This window comes from Acidovorax sp. ACV01, assembly GCF_014851495.1.
GTDB lineage: Bacteria > Pseudomonadota > Gammaproteobacteria > Burkholderiales > Burkholderiaceae_C > Acidovorax > Acidovorax radicis.
The window spans coordinates 251,299-268,147 of the sequence record NZ_JACUZT010000004.1 but is presented as its reverse complement, the minus strand read 5'-3'; the positions used below and the strand labels follow the sequence as shown (position 1 = coordinate 268,147).

Here is a 16,849-nt window from a genome sequence, read left to right as displayed (position 1 = left end):
TGCGTCTTCGGGCGTGGAGAATTCGTAGTGCATCTGATTATCACGGACGCCCGTCTGGCCCGCAGCCGGGCCATTCACTTGTCGGGTACGCGCCTGGTTCTGGCGGGGCTGGGACTGTCACTGTGCCTCATGCTGGTCGCTGCGACGCTTTACCACTGGGTCTTTCTCAAAGGCGCGCGCGAGGGCTGGCCCATTGTCGGCTCGCTGGTGCGGCTGGTCGTCAAGGACGAGTTTGCCGAGCGAGACCGCTTCATGCGGGCCAACCTGGATGCGATGGCCCGCCGCGTGGGTGAAATGCAGGCGCGCATGGTGCAGCTGGAGTCGCTCGGTGACCGCGTGCTGGGCCTTGCAGGCATGGCCCCCGCCGATATCCAGAAGTCCGATGCCCGGGGAGGTGTGCTGGTGAGCGCACGGAACCTGTCCATGGAGGAGTTGCAGTCCACGCTCGATGAGCTGGAGCGCCTGACCAACCAGCGCGTAGATCTGATGACCGTGCTCGAATCGCGCCTCTTCGATCAGCATATCCGCAAGAAGATGATCCCCACCCACGCACCTGTCACGGGGCGGGCGCCTGGTTCGGCCTTTGGCTGGCGTGTAGACCCTATCACCGGCCAATCGGCCTTGCACACGGGCCTGGACTTTCAGGCAGATACGGGCACACCCATCCTGGCTGCTGCCGGTGGGGTGGTGATGACGCAGGAGTATCACCCCGCCTATGGAAACATGATCGAGGTGGACCATGGCAATCAATTGGTCACACGCTATGCCCACGCGTCCCGGACGCTGGTCAAGCAGGGCGACATCGTGCGCCGAGGACAGAAGATTGCCGAGGTGGGCACCACGGGGCGCTCCACCGGGGCCCACCTTCATTTTGAGGTGCTGGTACAAGGTGTTTTCCAAGACCCGCAGAAGTTTCTGAGTGCTGGTGGCACGGCTGCGGGGGCACAGGTCGCCTCGGTCCAGCCGCGCGCATCGCCCAGCCAGTCGTCCACGCCCGCAGCGGGCAGGTAAAATCGCGGGTCCGGTGTTCACAGTCCGGGATTGCAGTGCTTGCAATCCTTGGCGATGCACCCACCTGAACTCAATTCATCTTAGGGATTTCGGTCGCTTGGCGCGCTGATTTGCAGCGGCCCGGCGGTCCTGTTCGCATGGCCACCAACTTCCTCACCAAACTATTCGGCAGCCGCAATGACCGGCTCCTCAAGCAGTACCGCAAGACGGTGACCCGCATCAATGCGATGGAGCCCGACTACGAGAAGCTGTCGGACGAGCAGCTCAAGGCCAAAACGCAGGAGTTCAAGGAGCGTGTGGCCAAGGGCGAATCGCTGGATGACATCCTGCCCGAAGCCTTTGCCGTGGTGCGAGAGGGCTCCAAGCGCATCATGAAGATGCGGCACTTTGATGTGCAGCTGCTGGGGGGCATGGCGTTGCACTTTGGCAAGATCTCCGAAATGCGGACGGGCGAGGGCAAGACCCTCACCGCCACCTTGCCCGTGTACCTCAACGCCCTATCGGGCAAGGGTGTGCATGTGGTGACCGTCAACGACTACCTCGCCAACCGCGATGCGCAGTGGATGGGACGCCTGTACAACTTCCTGGGCCTGACGGTGGGTATCAACCTGCCCAACATGCCGCGCGAGCAAAAGCAGGAAGCCTACCGTGCCGACATCACCTACGGCACCAACAACGAATACGGCTTCGACTACCTGCGCGACAACATGGTCTACGAAGCGCGGGACCGCGTGCAGCAGGGCTTGAACTTCGCCATCGTCGATGAGGTGGACTCGATCCTGATCGACGAGGCCCGCACGCCGCTGATCATCAGTGGTCAGGCCGAAGACCACACGGCGATGTATATCGCCATGAACAAGGTCGTGCCGCTGCTGGTGCGCCAGGAAGGCGAAGCCGACCCCCGCACGGGTGAGGGTGTGACCAAGCCGGGTGACTTCACGCTGGATGAGAAGACGCACCAGGTGTTCCTGACCGAACAGGGCCATGAGAGTGCCGAGCGCATCCTGGCCAGCCAGGGACTGATCGCCGAGGGCGCCTCGGTGTACGACCCGGCCAACATCACGCTGATGCACCACCTGTATGCCGCGCTGCGTGCCAACCACCTCTACCACCGCGACCAGCACTACGTGGTGCAAAACGGCGAAATCGTGATCGTGGACGAGTTCACCGGCCGCCTGATGTCGGGCCGCCGCTGGAGCGAAGGCCTGCACCAGGCCGTGGAAGCCAAGGAAGGCGTGAACATTCAGGCCGAGAACCAGACGCTGGCATCGATCACGTTCCAGAACTACTTCCGCCTGTACAACAAACTCGCCGGCATGACCGGTACGGCCGATACGGAAGCCTACGAGTTCCAGGAAATCTACGGCCTGGAAACCACGGTGATACCGCCCAATCGCCCCAGCCGCCGGGACGACCAGCTTGACCGCGTCTACAAGACCACGCGCGAGAAGTACGAAGCGGCCATCAAGGACATCCGTGAATGCCATGAGCGCGGCCAGCCCGTGCTGGTGGGCACGACGTCGATCGAGAATTCTGAAATCATCGACCAGCTCCTGAACAAGGAAGGCCTGCCGCACCAGGTGCTCAACGCCAAGCAGCATGCCCGCGAGGCGGACATCGTGGCCCAGGCCGGTCGTGCCGGCATGATCACCATTGCCACCAACATGGCCGGTCGTGGGACCGACATTGTGCTGGGCGGCAACATTGAAAAAGATGTGGCGGCCATCGAAGCCGATGAAGCCCTGTCAGAAGCCGAACGCGCCGACAAGGTGGCTGCGTTGCGCGAGCAGTGGAAGATCGACCACGAGAAGGTCAAGGAGCTCGGTGGCCTGCGCATCATTGCGACCGAACGCCATGAGTCGCGCCGCATCGACAATCAGCTGCGCGGCCGCTCGGGCCGCCAGGGCGACCCCGGTTCCTCACGTTTTTACCTGAGCCTGGACGATTCGCTGATGCGCATCTTCGCGGGCGACCGCGTCAAGGCGATCATGGACCGCCTGAAGATGCCCGATGGCGAGGCCATCGAAGCCGGCATCGTGACGCGCAGCATCGAGTCGGCGCAGCGCAAGGTGGAGGCCCGCAACTTCGACATCCGCAAGCAGTTGCTGGAGTACGACGATGTGTCCAACGACCAGCGCAAGGTGATCTACCAGCAGCGCAACGACATTCTGGATGCAGCCGACCTGTCGGACGTGATCGCCGCCATGCGCGAAGATTGCATGACCGATCTGGTGCGCCAGTATGTGCCCGCCGAGTCGGTGGAAGAACAGTGGGATCTCCCCGCTCTGGAGAAGGTGCTGGCCGAGGAATGGCAGGTATCGATTGCCTTGCAGCAGGTGGTGCAGGGCGCCAGTGCCATCACCGACGACGAGATCCTGGAGAAGGTGCTGGCCGCGGCCCATGCCTCCTTTGACTCCAAAGTGGAGCAGGTCGGGCGGGAGAATTTTACGCAGTTTGAACGCATGGTGCTGTTGCAGAGCTTCGACTCCAACTGGCGTGACCACCTCTCTGCGCTGGATTACCTGCGCCAGGGAATCCACCTGCGCGGCTATGCGCAAAAGCAGCCCAAGCAGGAATACAAGCGCGAGGCCTTCGAGCTGTTCCGCCAGTTGATCGACCAGGTCAAGAACGAAGTGACCAAGATACTCATGACCGTGCAGGTGCAGTCGCAGGAGCAGCTGGACCAGGCAGCGCAAGAGATGGAAAACCGCGGCGAAAGCATTGCCAACGTGACCTACACAGCGCCCACGGAAACCGGTGAGGTCGAAACCACGGTGGACGCTCAGACGCAGGGTCTGGCGCTGCCAGAGGGCGTGCGCGTGGGCCGCAACGATCCCTGCCCTTGTGGCAGCGGCATGAAGTACAAGCAGTGCCACGGCAAACTCGCCTGATTTCCTGATCCACACAACACGGGCTTCGGCCCGTGTTTTCATTGGCGTGCCACGGTTTTCCGGATAATCGGCCGCAGTTTTTTGAGAAGGACCTCCATGCCCGTCAATCTAGTCGCCCCCGTTGCCGCCGATCTGCACCCGATAGCTGGCGTCCGCATCGGTGTTGCCGAAGCCGGTGTCCGCAAAGCCAACCGCAAGGACCTTACCGTGTTCCTGCTGGACGAGGGCGCCAGCGTGGCGGGTGTGTTCACGCAGAACCGCTTTTGCGCCGCGCCGGTGCAGATCAGCCGCGATCACCTTGCCAGTGGGCAGCCCATTCGCGCCATGCTGATCAACACTGGCAACGCGAACGCGGGCACGGGTGCGGATGGCCTGGTGCGTGCGCGCGCCACCTGCGTTGCCCTCGCGCGCCAGCTCAGCGTGGCACCCGAGCAGATCCTGCCTTTTTCCACCGGCGTGATCATGGAGCCGTTGCCCAACGACCGCATTGAGGCTGGCCTGCCCGCTGCCATCGCTGACGCGCAGACGGGCCACTGGGCACGCGCCGCCGAGGGCATCATGACCACCGACACCCTGCCCAAGGCTTTCTCGGCACAGGCGCAGATTGGTGGTGCCACCGTGTCCATCACCGGCATCAGTAAAGGCGCGGGCATGATCCGGCCCAACATGGCCACCATGCTGGGCTTTATGGCGACGGATGCCTGCGTGGCCCCTGGAGTGATGCAGCAGCTGGCCCGCGAGCTGGCCGATGGTTCGTTCAATCGCGTCACCATCGACGGCGACACCTCCACCAACGACTCGTTTGTGGTGGTGGCCACCAACAAAGCCACGCATGCCCCCATCACCTCGCTGAACAGCGCCGAGGGCCAGGCCCTCAAGGCCGCCATGCTGGCGGTATCGCAAAAGCTCGCCCAGGCCATCGTGCGCGACGGTGAGGGCGCGACCAAGTTCATCACCGTTCAGGTAGAAGGTGGCAAGACCGGTGAAGAGTGCCGCAAGGTGGCCTACGCCATTGCCCACTCGCCGCTGGTCAAGACCGCGTTCTATGCCAGCGACCCGAACCTGGGCCGCATTCTCGCGGCGGTGGGTTACGCAGGCATCGACGATCTCGACCAGACGGGCATCGACCTGTACCTGGACGACGTGCATGTGGCCATCCAGGGCGGCCGCAACCCTGCCTACCGCGAGGAGGACGGTCAGCGCGTGATGAAGCAAAGCGAGATCACTGTGCGCGTGCTGCTGGGCCGGGGCGATGCGTCCGACACGGTGTGGACCTGCGATTTCAGCCACGAATACGTCACCATCAACGCGGACTACCGTTCGTAAATGGCGCTCTTATTTTGATAGCTGTTGGCGTACGATGAATAAGCGCCAGGCCCCAAAATGAACCAAAAATTCGAACATCTGATCGAGCGGGCCGAGCAATTGATCGCCCGCATCGAGTCTGTGCTGCCCCAGCCCCTCGGAGCGCCGGACTGGTCCTCGTCCATTGCCTGGCGCTACCGCAAGCGCAGCAGCGGCCATGGCTCCCTGGAGCCCGTGCGCCATGTGGCTGCGATGCAGCTGGCCGATCTCAAGGAGATTGACGGGCAAAAGGAAAAGATCCAGCGCAACACCGAGCAGTTTGTGCAGGGCAAGCCCGCGAACAACGTGCTGCTGACGGGGGCGCGCGGCACCGGCAAGTCGTCGCTCATCAAAGCCTGCCTCAATGCGTACGCGGGGCAGGGCCTGCGCCTGATCGAAGTGGACAAGGCGGACCTTGTGGATCTGCCAGACATCGTGGATGTGGTGGCCGACCGGCCTGAGAAATTCATCGTCTTCTGCGATGACTTGAGCTTTGAAGATGGCGAGCCCGGCTACAAGGCGCTCAAGTCGATCCTGGATGGGTCGGTGGCCGCCGCCACGCCGAATGTGCTGATCTACGCCACCAGCAACCGGCGCCACCTGTTGCCGGAATACATGGCCGAAAACCTCACCTACACCCATACCGAAGATGGCGAAGTGCACCCCGGCGAAGTGGTGGAAGAAAAAATTTCACTGTCGGAGCGGTTTGGCCTGTGGGTGAGCTTCTACCCCTTCAGCCAGGAGGAGTACCTGACCATCGTCGCCCAGTGGCTGGCCTCCTTTGGGGTGTCCCAAGCTGCGATTGCAGCGGCCCGGGCCGAGGCGCTGGTCTGGGCACTGGAGCGTGGCTCGCGCAGTGGCCGTGTGGCCTACCAGTTTGCACGTGACTATGCGGGGCGCCACGATGGTTGATTCCGCGACCATCTCCGCGACGCCTGCTTCAATCGCTGCAGCCACGGAGCGCAAGCACACCGAAGTGGCTGTGGGTATCCTGCTGCGGGCCGATGGCGCCATGCTGCTTTCCACGCGCCCAACCGGCAAGCCCTATGCCGGGTACTGGGAGTTTCCGGGCGGCAAGCTCGAAGCGGGCGAGACCGTGGAGCAGGCGCTGCGCCGCGAGCTGGTTGAAGAGCTGGGGGTGACCATCGGCGCTGCGAGCGTCTGGAAAATCACGGAGCACGACTACCCGCATGCCCTGGTGCGCCTGCACTGGTGCAAGGTCTGGGAGTGGTCGGGTGAGTTTGAAATGCGCGAAGGGCAGGCCATGGAGTGGCAGCAGATGCCGCTGACAGTGGCGCCGGTGTTGCCTGGTGCCTACCCGGTGCTGCAGTGGCTCGCTGAGGAGCGTGGCCTGGAGTCTTCGCCAGAGTGAATGTGGTTTGCTATTGACTTAATAGCTATGCGCGCTTGACCGATAAGCGCTAGGGCCCAGTTTTTCTTGAAATCCCGTTGCGCCGCCCACCAGGATCAGTGCTGCAGGCGAGGATCGCCATACGGTTCGTCGGCGGGCGGGGCCTCGGCAGGCATGCGGAAATCCTCGCTGGCCCAGGCGCCGAGGTCAATCTGCTTGCAACGCTCGCTGCAGAACGGGCGGTACACGTTGGTGAGGCTGTAGACGCTGTCACCGCCACAACTGGGGCAGGTGACGGTGCGTGCGGGTGGTTTGGTGTGCGTGGAGTGGGCCATGCTCGTCGTCATCCTCAGTGTTTTTGCCTGCCGTCTGCCCACCCGCCACAGCTTATGCGCACAGGGTCAGCTCGAAGGCCGCGTCTTCATTGCAGGCATGCAGTCGGCCGTCTCCCTCCAGCCGCATGAGCCGCACCGAGACGATCAGGCGGTTGCCGCTGATCTCGGGAATCAGGTTGAGGGCCGGGTCAATGCGCAGGCGCAGCAACTGAAACGTGCGGCCCTGCGGCAGGTTCTGCTGGAACTGGCCGCGCTCGGCGGCCACCTTTTGCGGCACACCCGAGTCGCGCAGCAGCTTGAGCAGCACATAGATGGATTCAGCCATCGGTGCGAGAGTCGATGCCCACTCTTCGAGGGCCTGCTGGCGGACATCCGGTGCGTGGTGTTGCCACGCATAGTAAGCCGGTAGATCAAACCCGCAGGTGCCGCCTGGAATGCCCACCCGGCTGCGAATGCTCATCAGCCAGTCGTTTTCCGTGAGCGAGTGGCCCGACTTGCCCGACTGGGTGTTGAGCGCCGTGAAGCAGCGGTCTAGCTGGGCGATGACGGCATCCAGTGCCGCCTCAGAAATCGAGGGATTGCCACGATAGCTGTCGAGTTGATGCTTGTGTTTCTCGATGTCCTTGAGCACATCTGACTTGAGGTCGGCCCGTGCGGCCACATCCATGATCTCGAAGATCGTGACCAGCGCAAAGTGGTGGTCGAGCGCGTGGGAGCGGGGAATCAATTCTCCCAACCGGCGAAACAACTGCTCAAGCCGCAGATAGGTTCTGAGACGCTCGTTAAAGGGATATTCGTAAAGGATCACGCTGGCGGGTTCCTGGGGGCTCAGGGAGTATTCTGACGCCGGTGGCGCACGGCATGGAGTGAAAGCACAAACGGTTTCGCTCGCATCATAGCCCGAACAGCGCAGCCACCTGCCGCGTCTGCGCGTGCAGGTCCTCCATCGAGCAATCCTTGTCATTGGCAATCACGGCGTCCGCCACCGCCCGCCGTGCCGCGCGGCTGGCCTGCGAGGCGATGATGCCCTGCACCACCTCCCGCGTGAGGCCGTTGCGCTGCACGACACGCTCAATCTGGGTTTCCGCAGAACAATCCACCACCACGACCGCATCCAGCCTGCGGGCCCATCGGCTTGATTCCGCCAGCAGCGGGATGTCAAACACGATCAAGGCATGGCCTTGGTCCATGGCCTGCTGGGCCAGGGTATTGCTGTGGAGGGTGACCAGGGGGTGCACAATCCCTTCGAGCTGGGCCCGGGCCTCGGGGTGGCTAAAGGCCAGAACGCGCATGCGTGCGCGGTCGAGTGCCCCGGTGGCATCCACGAAGTCAGCCCCGAAAGTCTCCCGGATTGCATCCATGGCCGCGCCGTGTGGACCGGTGACGTCCCGGGCCAGTTGGTCTGCATCAATCAGGCTGGCACCCAGTGAGGTCAGCATGCTGCCCACCGTGCTCTTGCCGCTGCCAATGCCTCCGGTCAAGCCAAGGCGCAAGGGGCGCTTGCGCGGGTTCATCGTTCACAGTCCCAAAAGATTCAGCACGGCGTCAAGGATGGCATTGGGCCCAAACACCATGGCCGTAAATCCCGCGCCGACGAGGAAGGGTCCAAAAGGAATGTAGCCGCCTTCACGCAGGCTGCTGAAGACTTTCATCGCAATGCCGATGATTGCACCGATGACCGACGACATCAGGATGATAGGCACCAGTGCTTGCCAGCCAAACCAGGCCCCCAGCGCCGCAAACAGCTTGAAGTCCCCATAACCCATGCCTTCCTTCCCCGTGGCCAGCTTGAATCCCCAGTAAACCAGCCAGAGTGAAAGGTACCCCGAGGCTGCTCCGAGCACCGAGGCGTACAAGGGCACCTCAATCCATTGCAGGGCAGAAGCGAGCAGTCCGGCCCAAAGCAGGGGAAGGGTGATGTCGTCAGGCAGCAGGGTGGTATCCCAGTCAATGAACGCCAAGGCAATCAGAGCTGCCGAGAAGCCGCACCAGACAAAACCCGTAGGCGTCATGCCCCAACGCTGAATACAAAGGAAGAACAGGGCCCCGGTCGCCATCTCGACCAACGGGTAGCGTACCGATATCCGTGTCTTGCACGCCGAACAGCGGCCGCGCAGAAAAAGGTAGCTCAGGATGGGGATGTTCTCGTACCACTGCACTATGTGCCCGCACGACGGGCAGCGGGAGCGGGGAACCATAAGGTTGAACCGCTCATGGTCAGAGGGGGCAGATGGATGCACATCTTCTTGCCCGCCCAGCACCTGCACTGCCCGCACTTCCTCAGCCCACTGGCGTTCCATCATTTTTGGAAGCCGGTAAATGACCACATTGAGAAAACTACCGATTAGAAGTCCCAATACCCCACCCAGACTCGCGCCCCACCAAGCCGCCATCTCCATTACACAACTTGACCAAGTTTGAAGATAGGAAGGTACATGGAGACGACGATGCCGCCGATCAGCGTACCCAGGAACACAATGATGATGGGCTCCATCAGGCTCGATAAGCCCGCCACCATTTCATCCACTTCTGCCTCATAAAAATCGGCAGCCTTGCCCAGCATGTGGTCAATGGAGCCGGATTCTTCCCCAATGGCGCACATCTGAAGGACCATGGAGGGAAAAATATTTGCATTGCCCATGGCTGCGGTGAGACTGGTACCTGTGGAAACTTCCTGTTGAATCTTTTCGGTCGCCATCGAGTACACAGAGTTTCCGGAGGCTCCCCCCACCGAGTCAAGGGCTTCAACCAAAGGAACGCCTGCGGCGAACATGGTTGCAAGGGTGCGTGTCCATCGTGCAATGCATGATTTTTCAATCAACGCACCGAAAATAGGGATACGTAGCAGCACGCGATCCATAAACATCTGCATTTTTTCATTGCGTCGCCATGCTTGCATAAAAAAATAGAATCCACCTCCAATTACTCCAAATATTAGCCACCACCATTTAACAAAAACATCACTGATTCCCATCACGAACAATGTGGGAGCCGGAAGGTCGGCGCCGAATGACTTGAAAACCTCTTTAAATGCGGGAATTACAAAAATCATGATTACTGTGACGACTACGAAGGCCACAATCACCACCGATATCGGATACATCAAAGCTGATTTGATTTTCGACTTGATGGCCTCCGTTTTTTCCATGTAGGTGGCCAACCGGTCGAGCAGAGCTTCCAAAATACCGGCCGCCTCGCCGGCTTCTACAAGGTTGCAGTAGAGGCTGTCAAAGTACATGGGATGCTTGCGGAATGCAGCATTCAGCGAAGTACCTGTTTCAACGTCGGAGCGGATATCATTCAGAAGTTTGGTAACGCTGGCGTTGGTGTTACCGCGTCCCACAATATCAAACGACTGCAAGAGAGGAACCCCCGCTTTCATCATTGTGGCGAGTTGTCGGGTAAACAACGCAATGTCTTTGGGTTTTATCTTCTTGCCAGAACGCATCCGGCGCTTCTTGATCTTTGTGGGGAAAACGCCCTGGCGGCGCAGGGTGGCTTGCACTTGGTTTTCGCCAGATGCACGCACTTCTCCGCGCACCACCTTGCCATGGCGATCCTTGCCTTCCCATTCAAAAACAAATTCCTTGATATCCCGTGATGCAGCGGTTGCCATGCTGGTCCCTCTAGCTTGTTATTCGTTGGTGACGGCAAGCACTTCTTCCAGCGAAGTGAAGCCCAGCCTTGCCTTGTGCAGGCCCGATTCGCGAAGCGAGCGAACGCCTTCCGCCCTGGCTTGCTCGGCAATTTCCAGTGCACTGCCGTCGCGCAATATGATCCGTTGGATGTCCTCGGAGATCGGCATGACCTGGTATATGCCAACCCGTCCCTTGTATCCGTTGTTGCATGCAGAGCAACCCACTGGACGGTAAGTTACCCAACTTCCGTCAATTTCTTCTTCCTTGTATCCTGCTTCAAGAAGCGATTCGTGCGGTATGTCGGCTGGTGTTTTACAGACTGGGCACAATCGGCGTGCCAAGCGCTGCGCTGTAATGAGGATGACGCTGGAGGCAATATTAAAAGGGGCAATACCCATATTGCGCATACGTGTCAACGTTGTGGGAGCATCATTGGTGTGAAGCGTCGACAGCACCAAGTGGCCCGTCTGTGCCGCCTTGATAGAAATATCAGCAGTTTCCAGGTCGCGAATTTCGCCGACCATTATGATGTCGGGATCTTGCCGCAGGAAGGATTTGAGAGCCACGGCAAAGGTCATGCCAGCCTTCTCGTTGACATTGACCTGGTTGACTCCCGGGAGATTAATTTCTGAGGGGTCCTCAGCTGTGGCGATGTTGACTCCCGGCTTATTCAGAAGATTCAAGCAGGTATATAAGGAGACGGTTTTGCCAGAGCCCGTGGGCCCGGTGACCAAGATCATGCCGTAGGGGCGCCCAATGGCTTCGAGCAACCGCTCCTTTTCCTGGGGTTCATAGCCCAACGCGTCGATCCCCAGCTTCGCACTGCTGGGGTCCAGAATACGGATAACGATCTTTTCGCCAAACAGCGTGGGGAGGGTACTGACCCGAAAATCAATCACTCTGTCCGGGCCCACTTTCAATTTCATGCGCCCATCTTGTGGAACGCGTTTTTCAGAAATATCCAGCCGGGAGATCACCTTGATACGCGAGGCGAGTTTGTCTTTAATGGCTATCGGAGGAGACGCGATTTCGCGAAGTTCTCCATCAATCCGGAATCTCACGCGGTATTGGTGCTCGTAAGGTTCAAAGTGCAGATCCGATGCACGCATATTGAATGCGTCCAGTAGCATCTTGTGCAAGAACTTGACGATGGGAGCATCTTCTACATCACCGGCACCTGTATCATTATTGTCTGGTGCCTCTTCGATGGGTGCATCGTCAAATTCAAAATCACCACCACCACTCGTCAGGGTCTCCATGGACTCGCTGGTGGATTTGGTGGTTGCCTCTACCAATCGGCTAAGCTTGTCGTACTCAGCAATAATCCAATCCACCCCCATTTGGGTGGTGAATTTTATTTTCTCGGCAGCTTCCTGATCGGTAGGATCTGCTGTAGCGACAATCAGGCGATTATTGCGCTTGCTCAGAACAACAACCCGATATGCTTGGCATATCTTGCCGTCCAAGAGTTCTTTGGGGAGCCGCAGCGGATCAATCGCTTCCAAATCCAGCAAGGGTGCGCCAAAAACGGCCGATACGGTGTGGGCCAGGTCGGCGGCAGACACCGCGCCGGAGCCAGTCAACTCGGCAATAAAGCTGGTTCGGCTAAGTTGTGATTTTTTGTAAATGTCCTCTGCTGCCTTTTGGGTCAGCTTGCCAGCAGACATCAGGGCCCTGCCCAATCCGGGAAGGGCCACTGCGGAGGCTTCTTTGGGGACAGTATCGACAGCGGCCATGTAACCGGTAATGTGTTAGGTGTGGAAAAGAAACCATCCTATCATCACCGATCATCTGCAGGCTGTACAGTGACCGATATTGGCAACAGCACCACAGAAGCAGTGCTATTGTTAGAAATGCGCTTGTATTTATGGTCGGGGTGAGAGGATTCGAACCTCCGGCCTCTACGTCCCGAACGTAGCGCTCTACCAGGCTAAGCTACACCCCGCGTGCCCACTAGATTGCACCCAAGAGTCGATGTAATGAGTGTTTCAGTTGCGTCGTATGAGCAACTGTGCTGCCAATTCTAGCAAACCTGCTGAATATTCATTCGCCGGTAGTTGCTCTGCAGCAGCCATGGCCCGGCGGGCTTCCGCGGACGCGGCTGCCCGGGTGACCTCCAGGGCACCGGTCTCGCGAACGATCTGGACAATGTCCGCCAATTGATCGGTGGAGCCTTGTTCAATGGCTTCGCGTACCACGCGCGCCTGGCTCGCCGTGCCGCGTTCCATAGCCGCAATCAGGGGGAGGGTGGACTTGCCTTCGCGCAGATCGTCGCCCAGGTTTTTCCCCATCTCTGTCGCGTCTCCGTCGTAGTCAAGGACGTCGTCAATGATCTGGAAAGCTGTGCCTAGCGCTTGCCCGTAGATTGCGCATGCTTCTTCAACCTCGGGCGGGCTTTCGGCGAGTACTGCACCAAGGCGCGCACTCGCTTCAAAAAGCTTGGCAGTCTTGGAGCGAATGACGCGCAGGTAGCCCGCTTCGTCGAGCGAGGCGTCGTGCATGTTCATCAGCTGCAGAACCTCCCCTTCGGCGATCACGTTGGTGGCCTCCGAGAGTATTTCCATGATCCGCATGCTGCCTGCCTCGACCATCATCTGGAAGGAGCGGGTGTGCAAAAAATCACCAACAAGCACGCTGGCAGGGTTGCCAAAAGTCTCGTTGGCGGTAGGGCGGCCCCGGCGCAGGGTGGATGCGTCAACGACATCGTCGTGCAGCAGCGTGGCGGTGTGGATCAGCTCCACGACGGCCGCAAGGCTGTGCCGATGTGCCCCTCGATAGCCCAAGGCGCCACACACCATCAACAGCAGGGCGGGTCGCAGGCGTTTGCCGCCCGCAGCAATGATGTACTGCGATATCTGGGCCACCAGGGGAACGCTGGATGTCAGGCGCTGACCAATGACCTTGTCGACCTCGTGCATGTCTTGTGCAACGAGCAGGATGGGAGATGCTGCGGGGGCGGTGTGGTCAGTCAAGATGGTGGTCACAGAAAGAGCCCGGATTATAGGAACCCCCGAAGGTGCTCTGCGACGACGTGCAAGGGTGTCGCGCTGCGGGCGCGAAGGGATTGGCGCTTTGGCGAGCTATGCGTTATACTCTTTGGCTCTGCGGAAATTCGTCTGCAGAACTCATATCAAGAGGTCAACATGTACGCGGTCATAAAAACCGGCGGCAAGCAGTATCGCGTTGCTTCCGGCGAAAAAATTAAAGTAGAACAGATTGCTGCGGACGTAGGCCAGGAAATTGTGATCGATCAGGTTTTGGCAGTCGGCAACGGCGCTGAACTCAAGATCGGTACGCCCCTGGTGTCCGGCGCAACCGTGAAAGCCACTGTCGTGGCCCACGGCAAGCACGACAAAGTGCACATCTTCAAGATGCGCCGTCGCAAGCACTATCAAAAACGCCAAGGCCATCGCCAGCAGTTCACTGAGCTGCAAATCGGTGCGATTGCTGCTTAATCGAAGGAGCTGAGTCATGGCACAGAAAAAAGGCGGCGGCTCTACGCGAAACGGGCGTGATTCCAAGCCAAAGATGCTTGGTGTCAAGGCGTTCGGTGGTGAACTGATCAGCGCTGGCTCGATCATCGTGCGTCAACGTGGCACGCGTTTCCACCCCGGCAACAATGTCGGTGTGGGCAAGGATCACACCTTGTTCGCTCTGGTGGACGGTCATGTGTCGTTCGGTACCAAGGGTGCGTTGTCCAAGTCCACGGTCAATGTGACTCCTGCCTGAGGTTCACCCCTCTGGTAGCCATCGAAGCCCCGCTTTGCCGGGGCTTTGTTGTTTGGTCTGTACGATGTGGCGCGGCCACGTGCGTGCAGACAGCGCCTTCAAGGCGTTCCGCAGTCCCAACTGAATTTAGCAGTCTGACGTGGGTGCTGCGCCCTTTTGTAAACTGGATATTCCATGAAGTTCGTCGATGAAGCCTTTATTGACATTGCCGCAGGCGATGGTGGCAATGGCTGCGTGTCTTTCCGGCATGAAAAGTACAAGGAGTTCGGCGGTCCCAACGGGGGGGACGGTGGGCGCGGCGGGCATGTGTTTGCGGTGGCTGATCCTAATCTGAACACTCTGGTGGATTTTCGCTATTCGCGACGGCATGAGGCCAAGCGTGGCGAGCATGGCATGGGATCGGACATGTTCGGTGCCGCCGGCACCGACATCACCCTCAAGATGCCCGTGGGCACCATCATCACCGACGCCGAAACAGGCGAAGTGCTGTACGAATTGCTCAACCCGGGCGAAGTCATCACCATCGCTAAGGGTGGGGACGGCGGTTTTGGCAACATGCGCTTCAAGAGCGCCATCAACCGTGCCCCGCGCCAGAAGACGCCGGGCTGGCCTGGCGAGAAGAAGAACCTGAAGCTGGAGCTGAAGGTGCTGGCCGACGTGGGCCTGCTGGGTATGCCCAATGCAGGAAAATCGACCTTCATCACGGCGGTGTCCAACGCCCGCCCCAAGATTGCGGACTACCCGTTCACCACGTTGCATCCCAACCTGGGTGTCGTGCGCGTGGGTCCTGAGCAGAGTTTTGTGGTGGCTGATATTCCGGGGCTGATCGAAGGTGCTTCGGAGGGCGCGGGTCTAGGACACCAGTTCTTGCGCCACCTGCAGCGCACCCGCCTGCTGCTGCACATTATCGATCTGGCGCCCTTCGATGACGCGGTGGACCCCGTGGCCCAGGCCAAGGCCATCGTGAACGAGCTCAAAAAATATGACCAGCAGCTGTACAACAAGCCGCGCTGGCTCGTCCTGAACAAGCTGGACATGGTGCCCACCGATGAGCGGGAAGCGCGGGTGAAGGACTTCGTCAAGCGCTTCAAGTGGAAAGGGCCCGTCTTCGAGATTTCTGCCCTCACGCGCGAAGGCTGCGAGCCGCTGATCCATGCCATCTTCCGCCACGTGCAGTCTGAGCAGCGGGTGGAGAACGAGCCGGTGGAAATTGATCCTCGTTTTGCCGGAGATGCTCCTGCCTGATTCGTCACAGGGCTATTCGGATTTGATTGCTATATTTCTAATAGCTGTTGACGCTTGATAAACAAGCGCTAGTGGCCAAAAGCACTAAAAAAATGGTTTCCAGCGTATTGCGAGGTGCCCGCCGCATCGTGGTCAAGGTGGGTTCCAGTCTTGTGACCAATGAGGGGCGTGGCCTGGACGAAACCGCCATTGGTGAATGGAGCCGCCAACTGGCTGCCCTGGTGCGTGGCGACGGCGGCGCGCCGCGCGAGGTTGTGATGGTGTCCAGCGGTGCCATTGCCGAAGGCATGAAGCGCCTGGGCTGGACCACGCGGCCGCACGAAGTCCACGAGCTGCAGGCCGCTGCCGCCGTCGGACAGATGGGGCTGGCGCAGATGTACGAAACCAAGCTGCGCGAGCAGGGCATGGGCAGCGCGCAGGTGTTGCTCACCCATGCGGACCTGGCCGATCGGGAGCGCTACCTGAACGCCCGTTCCACACTGCTCACGCTGCTGCGCCTGGGCGTGGTGCCGGTGATCAATGAGAACGACACCGTCGTCAACGACGAAATCAAGTTCGGCGACAACGACACGCTGGGTGCCCTGGTGGCCAATCTGGTGGAGGCCGATGCGCTGATCATCCTGACCGACCAGAAGGGGCTGTACACGGCCGATCCGCGCCGTGATGCATCGGCGCAGTTTGTCCACGAAGCCAAGGCGGGCGACCCGGCACTGGAGGCCATGGCCGGCGGCGCGGGTTCCAGCATCGGCAAGGGCGGCATGATCACCAAGATCCTGGCGGCCAAGCGGGCTGCTGGCTCGGGTGCGTCCACCGTGATTGCCTGGGGGCGTGAACCCGAAGTACTGGTCCGCCTTGTGCGTGGCGAGGCGCTGGGCACTTTGCTCGTGGCCCAGACGCAGAAGAAGCAGGCCCGCAAACAGTGGATGGCCGACCACCTACAGCTGCGGGGTTCGGTGGTGGTGGACGCCGGGGCTGCCGCCAAGGTGCGTGATGAAGGCAAGAGCCTGCTCCCCATCGGAATGACAGCGGTCGAGGGCGACTTTTCCCGCGGGGACGTGATTGCAGTGCGAGATGCATCCGGTACGGAAATTGCCCGTGGTCTGGCCAACTATGCAGCGGCGGAGGCCCGAATGTTGTGCCGCAAGCCTTCGACTGAATTTGAGAAGCTGCTCGGTTACGTGGCAGAGCCCGAGATGGTGCATCGCGACAACATGGTGCTGACCACAAGCTGAGCGCGAAGCACGAACAGCCTCTGCACAGCAAAACGCCTGCTATCTGCAGGCGTTTTTCATGGAGCTTCCAAGT

The 16,849-nt window shown here is 60.0% G+C and carries 16 protein-coding genes and 1 tRNA gene; 9 read left to right on the top strand and 8 right to left on the bottom strand.

The window, feature by feature from the left end; translation table 11 throughout:
• Positions 1 to 27 precede the first annotated feature (27 nt).
• The 5 genes from IB243_RS13815 to IB243_RS13795 all read left to right on the top strand — a co-directional run bounded on the left by IB243_RS13815 (position 28) and on the right by IB243_RS13795 (position 6,618).
• Positions 28 to 1,011 (top strand): M23 family metallopeptidase, encoded by a 984-nt coding sequence (locus IB243_RS13815; protein ID WP_010462031.1) that lies wholly within the window; start codon positions 28 to 30, stop codon positions 1,009 to 1,011.
• 137 nt (positions 1,012 to 1,148) lie between these two features.
• Positions 1,149 to 3,902 (top strand): preprotein translocase subunit SecA, encoded by a 2,754-nt coding sequence (gene secA, locus IB243_RS13810; RefSeq protein ID WP_192427746.1) that lies wholly within the window; start codon positions 1,149 to 1,151, stop codon positions 3,900 to 3,902.
• Positions 3,903 to 3,998: 96 nt separating this feature from the next.
• On the top strand, positions 3,999 to 5,228 hold the full coding sequence (gene argJ / locus IB243_RS13805) for a bifunctional glutamate N-acetyltransferase/amino-acid acetyltransferase ArgJ (RefSeq protein WP_057228877.1): 1,230 nt from the start codon (positions 3,999 to 4,001) through the stop codon (positions 5,226 to 5,228).
• 57 nt (positions 5,229 to 5,285) lie between these two features.
• The gene (locus IB243_RS13800) at positions 5,286 to 6,158 is read left to right on the top strand and encodes an ATP-binding protein (protein ID WP_057228875.1); all 873 of its coding nucleotides are present in this window, start codon (positions 5,286 to 5,288) and stop codon (positions 6,156 to 6,158) included.
• Positions 6,151 to 6,618, top strand: a complete 468-nt coding sequence (locus tag IB243_RS13795; RefSeq protein ID WP_192427744.1) for an NUDIX domain-containing protein — start codon at positions 6,151 to 6,153, stop codon at positions 6,616 to 6,618. The genes IB243_RS13800 and IB243_RS13795 overlap by 8 nt, the downstream gene beginning before the upstream one ends.
• Before the next feature lie 95 nt (positions 6,619 to 6,713).
• Here IB243_RS13795 and IB243_RS13790 read toward each other — a convergent pair whose 3' ends face one another.
• From IB243_RS13790 to IB243_RS13755, 8 genes are all read right to left on the bottom strand, one after another.
• The gene (locus IB243_RS13790; RefSeq protein WP_192427742.1) at positions 6,714 to 6,932 is read right to left on the bottom strand and encodes a DNA gyrase inhibitor YacG; all 219 of its coding nucleotides are present in this window, start codon (positions 6,930 to 6,932) and stop codon (positions 6,714 to 6,716) included.
• Positions 6,933 to 6,984: 52 nt separating this feature from the next.
• On the bottom strand, positions 6,985 to 7,740 hold the full coding sequence (gene zapD / locus IB243_RS13785; protein WP_010462020.1) for a cell division protein ZapD: 756 nt from the start codon (positions 7,738 to 7,740) through the stop codon (positions 6,985 to 6,987).
• 85 nt (positions 7,741 to 7,825) lie between these two features.
• Complete coding sequence (coaE, locus tag IB243_RS13780; protein WP_192427740.1) at positions 7,826 to 8,446, bottom strand: dephospho-CoA kinase; 621 nt, start codon at positions 8,444 to 8,446, stop codon at positions 7,826 to 7,828.
• 3 nt (positions 8,447 to 8,449) lie between these two features.
• Positions 8,450 to 9,331, bottom strand: a complete 882-nt coding sequence (locus IB243_RS13775; protein ID WP_192427738.1) for an A24 family peptidase — start codon at positions 9,329 to 9,331, stop codon at positions 8,450 to 8,452.
• The gene (locus IB243_RS13770) at positions 9,331 to 10,548 is read right to left on the bottom strand and encodes a type II secretion system F family protein (RefSeq protein WP_057228868.1); all 1,218 of its coding nucleotides are present in this window, start codon (positions 10,546 to 10,548) and stop codon (positions 9,331 to 9,333) included. Before IB243_RS13770 ends, IB243_RS13775 begins: the two co-directional genes overlap by 1 nt.
• Before the next feature lie 18 nt (positions 10,549 to 10,566).
• A complete protein-coding gene (gene pilB / locus IB243_RS13765) occupies positions 10,567 to 12,306 on the bottom strand; it encodes a type IV-A pilus assembly ATPase PilB (protein WP_192427736.1) in 1,740 nt (579 codons plus the stop codon).
• Positions 12,307 to 12,438: 132 nt separating this feature from the next.
• Positions 12,439 to 12,515: transfer RNA gene (locus IB243_RS13760), tRNA-Pro, on the bottom strand.
• A gap of 43 nt (positions 12,516 to 12,558) precedes the next feature.
• Positions 12,559 to 13,488, bottom strand: a complete 930-nt coding sequence (locus tag IB243_RS13755) for a polyprenyl synthetase family protein (RefSeq protein WP_050812516.1) — start codon at positions 13,486 to 13,488, stop codon at positions 12,559 to 12,561.
• Between the two features lie 225 nt (positions 13,489 to 13,713).
• Between IB243_RS13755 and rplU the strand changes: the two genes are divergently transcribed.
• The 4 genes from rplU to proB all read left to right on the top strand — a co-directional run bounded on the left by rplU (position 13,714) and on the right by proB (position 16,776).
• The gene (gene rplU, locus IB243_RS13750) at positions 13,714 to 14,025 is read left to right on the top strand and encodes a 50S ribosomal protein L21 (RefSeq protein WP_010462012.1); all 312 of its coding nucleotides are present in this window, start codon (positions 13,714 to 13,716) and stop codon (positions 14,023 to 14,025) included.
• Positions 14,026 to 14,041: 16 nt separating this feature from the next.
• A complete protein-coding gene (gene rpmA, locus IB243_RS13745) occupies positions 14,042 to 14,299 on the top strand; it encodes a 50S ribosomal protein L27 (RefSeq protein WP_008905145.1) in 258 nt (85 codons plus the stop codon).
• Positions 14,300 to 14,473: 174 nt separating this feature from the next.
• Positions 14,474 to 15,544 carry an Obg family GTPase CgtA gene (cgtA, locus tag IB243_RS13740; RefSeq protein WP_010462007.1) on the top strand — a complete coding sequence of 357 codons (1,071 nt, stop codon included), beginning with the start codon at positions 14,474 to 14,476 and terminating at the stop codon, positions 15,542 to 15,544.
• A gap of 92 nt (positions 15,545 to 15,636) precedes the next feature.
• Positions 15,637 to 16,776: a glutamate 5-kinase gene (gene proB, locus IB243_RS13735; RefSeq protein ID WP_192427734.1), complete on the top strand. Its 1,140-nt coding sequence runs from the start codon at positions 15,637 to 15,639 to the stop codon at positions 16,774 to 16,776.
• The last annotated feature ends 73 nt before the right edge of the window (positions 16,777 to 16,849 follow it).

What these genes read in the sequence shown, in the direction of transcription:
- coaE (WP_192427740.1), bottom strand. Translation starts at nt 8,446, where the DNA reads ATGAACCCGCGCAAGCGCCCCTTGCGCCTTGGCTTGACCGGAGGCATT.
- IB243_RS13770 (WP_057228868.1), bottom strand. Translation starts at nt 10,548, where the DNA reads ATGGCAACCGCTGCATCACGGGATATCAAGGAATTTGTTTTTGAATGG.
- IB243_RS13800 (WP_057228875.1), top strand. Translation starts at nt 5,286, where the DNA reads ATGAACCAAAAATTCGAACATCTGATCGAGCGGGCCGAGCAATTGATC.
- pilB (WP_192427736.1), bottom strand. Translation starts at nt 12,306, where the DNA reads ATGGCCGCTGTCGATACTGTCCCCAAAGAAGCCTCCGCAGTGGCCCTT.
- proB (WP_192427734.1), top strand. Translation starts at nt 15,637, where the DNA reads ATGGTTTCCAGCGTATTGCGAGGTGCCCGCCGCATCGTGGTCAAGGTG.
- IB243_RS13790 (WP_192427742.1), bottom strand. Translation starts at nt 6,932, where the DNA reads ATGGCCCACTCCACGCACACCAAACCACCCGCACGCACCGTCACCTGC.
- secA (WP_192427746.1), top strand. Translation starts at nt 1,149, where the DNA reads ATGGCCACCAACTTCCTCACCAAACTATTCGGCAGCCGCAATGACCGG.
- rplU (WP_010462012.1), top strand. Translation starts at nt 13,714, where the DNA reads ATGTACGCGGTCATAAAAACCGGCGGCAAGCAGTATCGCGTTGCTTCC.
- argJ (WP_057228877.1), top strand. Translation starts at nt 3,999, where the DNA reads ATGCCCGTCAATCTAGTCGCCCCCGTTGCCGCCGATCTGCACCCGATA.
- IB243_RS13795 (WP_192427744.1), top strand. Translation starts at nt 6,151, where the DNA reads ATGGTTGATTCCGCGACCATCTCCGCGACGCCTGCTTCAATCGCTGCA.
- IB243_RS13775 (WP_192427738.1), bottom strand. Translation starts at nt 9,331, where the DNA reads ATGGAGATGGCGGCTTGGTGGGGCGCGAGTCTGGGTGGGGTATTGGGA.
- rpmA (WP_008905145.1), top strand. Translation starts at nt 14,042, where the DNA reads ATGGCACAGAAAAAAGGCGGCGGCTCTACGCGAAACGGGCGTGATTCC.
- IB243_RS13755 (WP_050812516.1), bottom strand. Translation starts at nt 13,488, where the DNA reads ATGCACGAGGTCGACAAGGTCATTGGTCAGCGCCTGACATCCAGCGTT.
- cgtA (WP_010462007.1), top strand. Translation starts at nt 14,474, where the DNA reads ATGAAGTTCGTCGATGAAGCCTTTATTGACATTGCCGCAGGCGATGGT.